General features: G+C 67.0%; 6 protein-coding genes and 1 rRNA gene. 4 read left to right on the top strand and 3 right to left on the bottom strand.

Annotation, left to right across the window (positions count from 1 at the left end):
- Positions 1-209: 209 nt before the first annotated feature.
- Positions 210-2,300: an alkaline phosphatase gene (phoA, locus tag AC1AYD_RS08250; protein WP_476544971.1), complete on the bottom strand. Its 2,091-nt coding sequence runs from the start codon at positions 2,298-2,300 to the stop codon at positions 210-212.
- Positions 2,301-2,525: 225 nt separating this feature from the next.
- Here phoA and AC1AYD_RS08255 point away from each other — a divergent pair, with 225 nt between their 5' ends.
- Positions 2,526-4,328, top strand: a complete 1,803-nt coding sequence (locus AC1AYD_RS08255) for a glycoside hydrolase family 13 protein (RefSeq protein WP_476544972.1) — start codon at positions 2,526-2,528, stop codon at positions 4,326-4,328.
- Positions 4,329-4,491: 163 nt separating this feature from the next.
- Positions 4,492-5,505 (top strand): LacI family DNA-binding transcriptional regulator, encoded by a 1,014-nt coding sequence (locus AC1AYD_RS08260; RefSeq protein WP_034528620.1) that lies wholly within the window; start codon positions 4,492-4,494, stop codon positions 5,503-5,505.
- Here AC1AYD_RS08260 and AC1AYD_RS08265 read toward each other — a convergent pair.
- A complete protein-coding gene (locus AC1AYD_RS08265) occupies positions 5,502-6,215 on the bottom strand; it encodes a histidine phosphatase family protein (protein WP_034528617.1) in 714 nt (237 codons plus the stop codon). The genes AC1AYD_RS08260 and AC1AYD_RS08265 overlap by 4 nt on opposite strands.
- A gap of 198 nt (positions 6,216-6,413) precedes the next feature.
- Between AC1AYD_RS08265 and AC1AYD_RS08270 the strand changes: the two genes are divergently transcribed.
- A complete protein-coding gene (locus AC1AYD_RS08270) occupies positions 6,414-6,791 on the top strand; it encodes a DUF4235 domain-containing protein (protein WP_034528614.1) in 378 nt (125 codons plus the stop codon).
- A 193-nt stretch (positions 6,792-6,984) separates the two neighbouring features.
- Positions 6,985-7,770 carry a nitroreductase family protein gene (locus tag AC1AYD_RS08275; RefSeq protein WP_034528611.1) on the top strand — a complete coding sequence of 262 codons (786 nt, stop codon included), beginning with the start codon at positions 6,985-6,987 and terminating at the stop codon, positions 7,768-7,770.
- 337 nt (positions 7,771-8,107) lie between these two features.
- Here AC1AYD_RS08275 and rrf read toward each other — a convergent pair.
- Positions 8,108-8,224, bottom strand: a 5S ribosomal RNA gene (gene rrf, locus AC1AYD_RS08280).
- Positions 8,225-8,259: the final 35 nt, after the last annotated feature.

Consider the following 8,259-nt stretch of genomic DNA (forward strand, 5'->3'; position numbering starts at 1 on the left):
GTCCGGCTTCGCCGGACAGCTCCCCCTACAGGGGGCGCAAGGCAAACTGACATGCGCGGGCGCATGGCCATTCTCTGCGCCCCCTTGAGGGGGAGCTGGCGGCCGTAGGCCGACTGAGGGGGTTTCCACGCGACAAAACAAGTGGAGCCCTGGGGACATACCCCAAGGCTCCACTCATTTACTCAGTCGATCAGTCGCGACAATCCGCTTCAGCGACGGGCCTTCGCGAACTTGACGGTGAGGGCGGCGGCGATCAGGACGAGCGCGAGGAGAATCACGCCGGCGATCGCGGTGCCGGTCTTGCCGAGCGGACCGAAGCCGTTGGCGGAACCGCGGTCGAGCTTGGCCTGGCCCTGCGCGATGAGGGCGCCGTTGCCGGCGGCCGCGTTCCCGTTGTCGTTGCCGTCGCTCTTGTTGGCGGCGCCGGCGGCGGGGGCGGTGAACTCGGGGGCGGCCACGGCACCGGACTGGCGGCCGGTGACGGTCAGACGGTAGGTCTTGCCTTCGGTGAGGTTCAGCGGGATCTCGGTGGTCTGACCGGGGGCGACGCGCACGCCGGAGACCGGGGTGCTGTTGTTGGAGGCGGCGATCACCTGGTTGGTGGCGCCGTCGCGCAGCTCGTAGGCGGCGACCGCGTCGCCGTTGAAGCCGGTCAGGTCGGCGTAGTACTTGCCGTCACGGGTGACGACGTCCACCCTGGCGTTCTGGGACAGGGCCTTCTGGTCTTCGGTCGTGGTGGCGAGGCCGAGCGCGCCGGCGATCGTGTAGAAGTTGTCGGTCTGGTCGGTCAGGCCGATGACGCGCTGTGCGCCGGGGCCGGAGGCGGCGATGCGCAGCTGGGTGCCGGTGTGCTCCATGCCGCCGTCGTTGTAGCCCTTGGAGGGGTCGGACGCGTCGGGATCGGCCTGGGTGGCGGTGCCGTAGGAGATGACGATCTGGGCGCCGTCGACCGGGGACTTGAGGATCGTGCTCAGCGCGTAGGCCGGCGGCTCGTTGACGATCTGGCTGGTGTGCGCGTGGTCGGCGGTCACGATGATGAGCGTGTTGGACAGGTCGACCTGGCTGATGGCGGCGGAGATGGCCTTGTCGAGGTCGTCGGTCTCGCCGATCTGGCCGCAGGCGTTGGCGGCGTGGTCCTGCTTGTCGATGGACGCGCCTTCGACCTGCAGGAAGAAGCCGTTCTCGCTGGTCTTCGGGTTGGCCTTGAGCACGTCGAGGGCCTTGTTGGTCATGTCGGCGAGGGAGGCGGAGTTGCCGTCAGCGGTCTTGTTGCCGAGCCAACCGTCGTTCACCCGGCACTGGAGCGGGCCACGGGCGATCGTGGCCTTCTGGTCGAGGGCCGGGGTGGCCTGGAACTCGGTGGGCAGGTTGCCGTCGCCGAGCAGGGCGAGGATCGGCTGGTTCTCCTTGTACTGGAGCTTGGCGAAGTCGTCGACGTTGTTCTCGACGGTCTGGAAGCCGCGGGCCTTGGCCTGATCCCACAGGGTCTTGCCCTGGTATTCGCCGGCCTGCGCGGTCTGGCGGAAGTACTTGGCGCCGCCGCCGATGGTCACGTCGGCGCGGGTGTCGAGCAGCTGCTCGGAGATGGAGCCGATGCCGCCGTTCTCCTTGAGCTGTTCGGCGCGGCACTGCTTGGCGGCGTTGTTGCTGCTGCCGTCGGTCTTGCCCTGCGGGCCGTAGCAGGAGCGCTCGGTGGAGTGGGATTCCAGCACGGCCGGGGTGGCGTCCTGGATCTCGGCGGTGGTCACGTTGCCGGTGGTCTTGCCGGCGGCCTTGGCGAGCTCGAACAGGTTGAGCTGCGGGTTGCCGTAGATGTCGACGTCGACGGCGTTGTTGTAGGTCTTGGTGCCGGTGGCCCAGCTGGAGCCGGAGGCGGAGGAGTCGGTGACCGGGGTGATGACGCCCGGCTTGTCGTTGACGCCGCCGGCCTTCGGGTACTTGCCGTTGTCGGAGCTGTAGCCGAGCGAGAACGTGGTGTACTGGCCGGTTCCGGCGTTCGTGTCGCCGAGCGCGCCCGGCTGGCCGATCTTGTCGAGGCCGTCGAACGAACCGTTCGCGCCATGCAGGTAGTCGCGGGCGGCGGTGATCTCGGAGTCGCCCATGCCGTCGCCGATGAACAGGATGACGTTCTTGGCCTTGGCGGAGCCGATGGCGGCAATGCGCTGCGCGCCGCCGTGCTGCGCGAGATCCGCGACCTGCTTGCCGTCCTGCGCGAACGCGGCGGGCACGGTGAGCGCGCCGAGCGCCGCGACCGAGGTCAGCGCCGCTACGGCCGCCCTCGCGATGTGCTTGATGTCCATGATTTCCTCTTCTTCCTCCGTAGGTACTGCCGAATGAGTACTGCCAACGGTGTCATCGGGCAATCTATGCCCGCCAGACCACGACTCGGCGGAGAGGAGGCGAACACGGCGTGAACGAAGGTGAATTACGATGAATTATGGTGTACGATACGGTAATGCAATCGTTTGCAAACCGCGTTGTCGGCAGTGTCGCGACCGCGCGCCGTCAAGTAGGAAAGGAACCGCATGACCGCGAACAACATGCATGAGGACTGGTGGAAGCAGGCAGTCGTCTACCAGGTCTACCCGCGAAGCTTCAAGGACGTGAACGGCGACGGACTCGGCGACATCGCCGGCGTCACCGAGAAAATGGACTATCTTGAGAAGCTCGGCGTGGACGCGATCTGGCTGAGCCCGTTCTACCCGTCCGATCTCGCCGACGGCGGCTACGACGTCATCGACTACCGCAACGTCGACCCGCGGCTCGGCACGATGGACGATTTCGACGCGATGGTCGCCGCCGCGCACAAGGCCGGCATCAAGGTGATGGTCGACATCGTCCCGAACCACACCGCCGACAAGCACGTCTTCTTCCAGGAGGCCCTCGCCGCCGCTCCCGGCTCCCCCGCGCGCGACCGCTACATCTTCCGCGAGGGGCGCGGCGAACATGGCGAACTGCCGCCGAACGACTGGCAGTCCATGTTCGGCGGCCCCGCGTGGACGCGCGTGCCCGACGGCCAGTGGTACCTCCACCTGTTCGCCAAGCAGCAGCCGGACGTCAACTGGAACAACCCGGACATCCACGCCGAATTCCTGAAGACCCTGCGCTTCTGGGCCGACCACGGCACCGACGGCTTCCGCATCGACGTGGCCCACGGCCTCGCCAAGGACCTCGACTCCACGCCGCTGGCGGACATGGCCGCGAACGACGTGCAGAACCAGCTGTGCCACGACTTCACCAGCCCGCTGTGGGACCGTCACGAGGTGCATGAGATCTACCGCGAGTGGCGCCGCGAGGTGTTCGACCGCTACGATCCGCCGCGTTTCGCCGTCGCCGAGGCGTGGGTCGTGCCCGAACACCAGCACCTGTACGCCTCCACCGACGAGCTCGGCCAGTGCTTCAACTTCGATTTCGCGAAGGCCGCATGGCTGCCGGACGAGATTCGCGCCGCCATCGAAGGCGGTCTCGGCGCGGCCGCGGCCACGCACGGTTCGACCACCACGTGGGTGATGAACAATCATGACGTGCCGCGCAGCCCCACCCGCTACGGTCTGCCGCAGGTGCCGAACGCGCCCTACCACCAGCTCGCACACGACTGGCTGGTGCGCGACGGCTCCACGTACGTCGAGGACCGCGCGCTCGGCACGAAGCGCGCCCGCGCCGCCGCGCTCATGGAGTTCGGTCTGCCGGGCGGCATCTACGTCTACCAAGGCGAGGAGCTCGGCCTGTTCGAGGTGGCGGACATCCCGTGGGACCGTCTTGAGGATCCGACCGCGTTCAACACGCGTCGCGCCGCCACCGACAAGGGCCGCGACGGCTGCCGCGTGCCGCTGCCGTGGGTCGCGGACGAGTCCGGCGACGGCACGCCCGCCGCGCACGCCGAGTGGAGCGACCGGTTCGCCGCGGGCACGTCGTTCGGCTTCTCGCCGCGCGAGAAGGCCGACGGCACGCCCGCCGCGGCACCGCACCTGCCGCAGCCCCTGTGGTTCCGCGACTTCGCCGCGGACAAGGAGGAGCATGACGACACGTCGATGCTCAGCCTGTACCGTACGATCCTCGCACTGCGCGCCAAGCTGCTCACCGCCACCGGCGACACGTCCACCTTCGACTGGGTGGACATGGGCGCCGACGTGATCGCCTACCGCCGTCCGGCCGCGAGCGCGGACGACGGCGCGACGGCGGCCGGCGCCACGCGCACGCTCATCTCGATCACGAACTTCGGCGCCGAACCGGTCACGCTGCCGGACGGCGAGATCGTGCTCGCCTCCGCTGACCTGACCGACGACGGCAGGCTGCCGCGGGACGTGAGCGTCTGGATCCTGTCCTGACGGTCCGGCGATGTTCCGGCAGCGTCCGGCGACGTATGGATCGGGTGACGGCGGGGCGTCGTTCCCCGTTTTCGCCCGATCCATGCGTGTAAGCTGGACACGTTTCGATTGTTTCCATTAACACCGGATTTGTTGGCAAAGAACCGTTGACAAGGGGGTTCGCATGAACAGCAGCATCCAGGATGTCGCCAAGGCGGCGGGCGTCTCCATCTCGACGGTGTCGCGGTCGTTCACCAGACCCGATCTGGTGTCGGCGAAAACCCGCGAACGCGTGCTCAGGTTCGCCGACGAACTCAACTTCTCCCTGTCACGTTCCGCCGCCGCACTGAAATCCGGAAGGTCGCTGCGCATCGCCGTGCTGATGAGCGGCCACATCCGCATGTGGTTCACCGCCTCCGTGATCGAAGGGCTCAACGACGTGCTCCACGCGGAAGGCTACGACATCTCGATCTTCCAGATCTCCAGCATCGAGGAGCGGCGCGAGTTCTTCGAGATGCTGCCGGTGCGCCGCAACGCCGACGCGGTCATCGTCGTCTCGTTCGACATCGACGCCACCGAAACCGCGCAGCTCACGTCGATCGACGTGCCGATCATCGGCATCAACTCCGCCGACTCCGAACAGCACGGGTTCGCCGCATCCGTCACCATCGACGACGCGCAGGGCGCGACGCTCGCCGCACGTCACCTGCTCACGCTCGGACACCGCGACATCGCGTACATCACGACGAACCGTGACGTCTCTCTTAGCTTCTCCGTGCGCGGCCGTTTCGACAGGTTCATGGACTACTGCCGCAGGAACGGCGTCGAACCGCGCGCCATCGAATGTCAGGTCGACGAGGACGGCCATTACGAGATCGGCAACGTGGTCACGCAGCTGATGAGCCTGCCGACGATGCCCACCGCCATCGCCTGTCAGGAGGACGGCATCGCACTGCCGCTCATCTTCCAGCTGGAACGCAACGGGTTCGCCGTGCCCGGCGACGTGTCCGTCATCGGCTACGACGACAGCTTCTACGCCGACGACATCGGACTGACGACGATCCGGCAGGACCCGGTCGAAACCGCGCACATCGCCGCCCGCATGGCGCTCGACCTCATCCACGATCGGACGCCGAACGACCGGTTCCGCACGCTGTCCGCCCAACTCGTCGTCCGATCCAGTACAGGACGGCGCTAGCAGTTCCAGCGTTCGATGACGTTGTCGCCCTTGTACTTGCTGAGCACGCAGTAGTGCGCCGTGTCGAGCCGCAGCAGGCGCGCGAACCGCGGTTCGACACCTAGCCATTGCGACGTGAGGATGCGCAGGATATGCGCGTGCGCGACGAACAGCACGTTGTGCCCCGACTCGAGCAGCGGCAGCACCTCTTCGATAGCGCCACGCGCACGCGCAGCCGCCTCCTCCACGGTCTCGCCCGGGCCTTCATGCACCGGCACCTGCCGACCGTCCGGCAGCGTCTCCGTCCAGTCGCCCTGCATCGACTCCGGCAGCGACCGCGGACCGTCACGCCACACGTCCCACTGGAATCCGGCCAGTTCGCTGATCCGCTGACGCGTGCGGCCTTCCGCGCATCCGTAATCCCACTCGGCGATGCCGTCCAACGTGCCGGGATGCTCGAAACCGGCCAGCACGGCCGTCTCATGCGCGCGCACGAGCGGGCTGGAGAACACGCACCCCTCGTCGAATCCGCCGGGGAACGCGGCCTTGAGACGCTTGCCCGCGTCCACGGCCTGCTGCCTGCCGACCTCGGTCAGTGGAATGTCGGTACGTCCGGTGTGCTGCCCCGATTGGCTCCATGCGGTCTGCCCGTGGCGCAGGAGCACCAGGTATCCGGTGCCGCCGCGGGACGCGTCGACGGCCACAGTGCCGTCCGAAAGATGATTGTTCATGCCTCCCACTGTAGCCCGTGAACGCTCCCGACTCCACCGGATCGCCGCCGACTGTTCGATTGATGGTCGATTTCGCGGTGCACCGTTGCATCACGCCGTCATATCCGGCAGCGTATCCGGCCGTATCCGGCAGCGTATCCTGCAGCGTACGCTCGTTTCGTCGAGGCGCCGCCGACAACCGCCGGTAGACTGGTAGGCATGAGTGATGAGAAGCGTATCGGAGCGCATGCGGGACCGTCGTCGGCCGACCGGATGGTCGACGCGTTCCATCGCATCGACGAGAAGGTCGACGCGATGCGCGAACACCGGTTGAACGACCCCGACTCCCTGGGCGACAAGATCGTGAAATGGGCGTTGCCGTCCATCGCGGGATTCGTCGGCGGCAAACTGTTCCAGACCATCTGGAATCACGGCATCTCCCGTCGCAACATGCGTCGCGGCCGTGCCGCCGACGCGCCGCAGGGATTCCTCATGCAACTGCTGTTCACCGCACTGTCCGCAGCGTTCGGCGCGTTCGTCTCCCACGTCTCGAACCGCGGCTCTGAAGCGATCGTCGACCGGTTGCATCGTCACTGACGGAAGGAGCTCCCTCAGTCGCGCTCCGCGCGCCAGCTCCCCCTGAAGGGGGCGCAGTTCAGATGCCTTATCCTGCCTGCTCCCCTGATAGGGGAGCTGTCCGACGCAGTCGGACTGAGGGGGGTTACAGCTGACGGCATACCCGAGCCCGTCATACTTGTACTTGGCCAGCGGCGGTACGACAATGGGAGCCATGGTCACTAACAGCACTATCGAAACCCTGTTGAACCGCCGTTCGATCCGCGCCTTCAAGGACGAGGCGATCGACGACGATACCCGAATCACGCTGGAAACGGTCGCGCAGCGCGCCGCCTCCAGCCAGTATCTCAACGACTGGTCGGCGATCCGCATCTCCGATCCGGCGATCAAGGCGAAGTTCGCCGAGTTCGGTCATCAGCCGTATATCGCGCAGGCGCCGCTGCTCTATCTGTTCATCATCGACGAACATCGCAACGCGCTGATCGCCGAGCGCAAAGGCGTCGACACGCACAGTGACGCGTGGACGCTGACCTCCAGCTACCGTTTCACGCAGGCGCAAAACGATGCCGTACTCGCCCTGCACGCGATGGAGACCGCCGCGAACTCGCTGGGCCTCGGCTGCGTGATTCTGGGCTCCGTACTCAACGACATCCCCGGTCTGATCGAGGTGTGCAAGCTGCCGGAATACACGTACCCGGTGCTGGCGATCGCGATCGGCAAGCCAGATCAGGAGCCGGCGTTGAAGCCGCGCATGCCGCGCACGATGCAGTTCTTCGAAAACACGTACCCGGCCGATGATTCGGCGGCTGGTTCCGATGCCGCCGTGCTGTCCGGCATTGATGATTTCGACGCGACCGTGCACAAATACTACGACCTGCGCAACACGGACCGCCCGGTGGACGCGTTCAGCGACCAGATCGCCAAGGTCGGCACGCAGGACGTGAGCGGCAAATCACTCCTCCCCAAGGCCGCCGCCCAAGGCTTCCGTCTGGATCGCTAGATTCGTTCCCACCTCCGCCGGCGGGGGCGTGCATGTGCGCGCCCGTGGCGTGTGGTGTTCCTCCCGCTGGCGGGAGGTGGCGCGCGCAGCGCGCCGGAGGGTGGTCCGGGGCGCGTGGCGGGTGGTGGTCGTCCGTGCCGGTCCACCCCCGCCCGCTTCGCCGGGAGCCCCCGCCGGCGGGGGCGTGTTGTCCTCCCGCTGGCGGGAGGTGGCGCGCGGCACGCGCGTCGGAGGGTGGTCCGCCGGCGTGCCGGCGGGGGCGCGTGTGGTGGGTGGGTCCGGGTATGCGAAAACCCCCGGGAGCCGTGTGGCTCGACCGGGGGTCCTGTTCGTTGTGGTGCGGCGGCGTGCTACTCTCCCACATCCTCTCGGGTGCAGTACCATCGCCGTGCCAGGTCTTAGCTTCCGGGTTCGGAATGGGACCGGGCGTCTCTCCTGGGCTATGACCGCCGCAAATCTTCAATTATCAAAGGGAATCCCCTTTGAACG

The sequence above is a fragment of the Bifidobacterium sp. LH_426 genome, assembly GCF_056356875.1.

Bases quoted from the DNA above. Each gene is read 5' to 3' on its own strand.
- phoA (WP_476544971.1), bottom strand. From the start codon at position 2,300: ATGGACATCAAGCACATCGCGAGGGCGGCCGTAGCGGCGCTGACCTCG.
- AC1AYD_RS08255 (WP_476544972.1), top strand. From the start codon at position 2,526: ATGACCGCGAACAACATGCATGAGGACTGGTGGAAGCAGGCAGTCGTC.
- AC1AYD_RS08260 (WP_034528620.1), top strand. From the start codon at position 4,492: ATGAACAGCAGCATCCAGGATGTCGCCAAGGCGGCGGGCGTCTCCATC.
- AC1AYD_RS08265 (WP_034528617.1), bottom strand. From the start codon at position 6,215: ATGAACAATCATCTTTCGGACGGCACTGTGGCCGTCGACGCGTCCCGC.
- AC1AYD_RS08270 (WP_034528614.1), top strand. From the start codon at position 6,414: ATGAGTGATGAGAAGCGTATCGGAGCGCATGCGGGACCGTCGTCGGCC.
- AC1AYD_RS08275 (WP_034528611.1), top strand. From the start codon at position 6,985: ATGGTCACTAACAGCACTATCGAAACCCTGTTGAACCGCCGTTCGATC.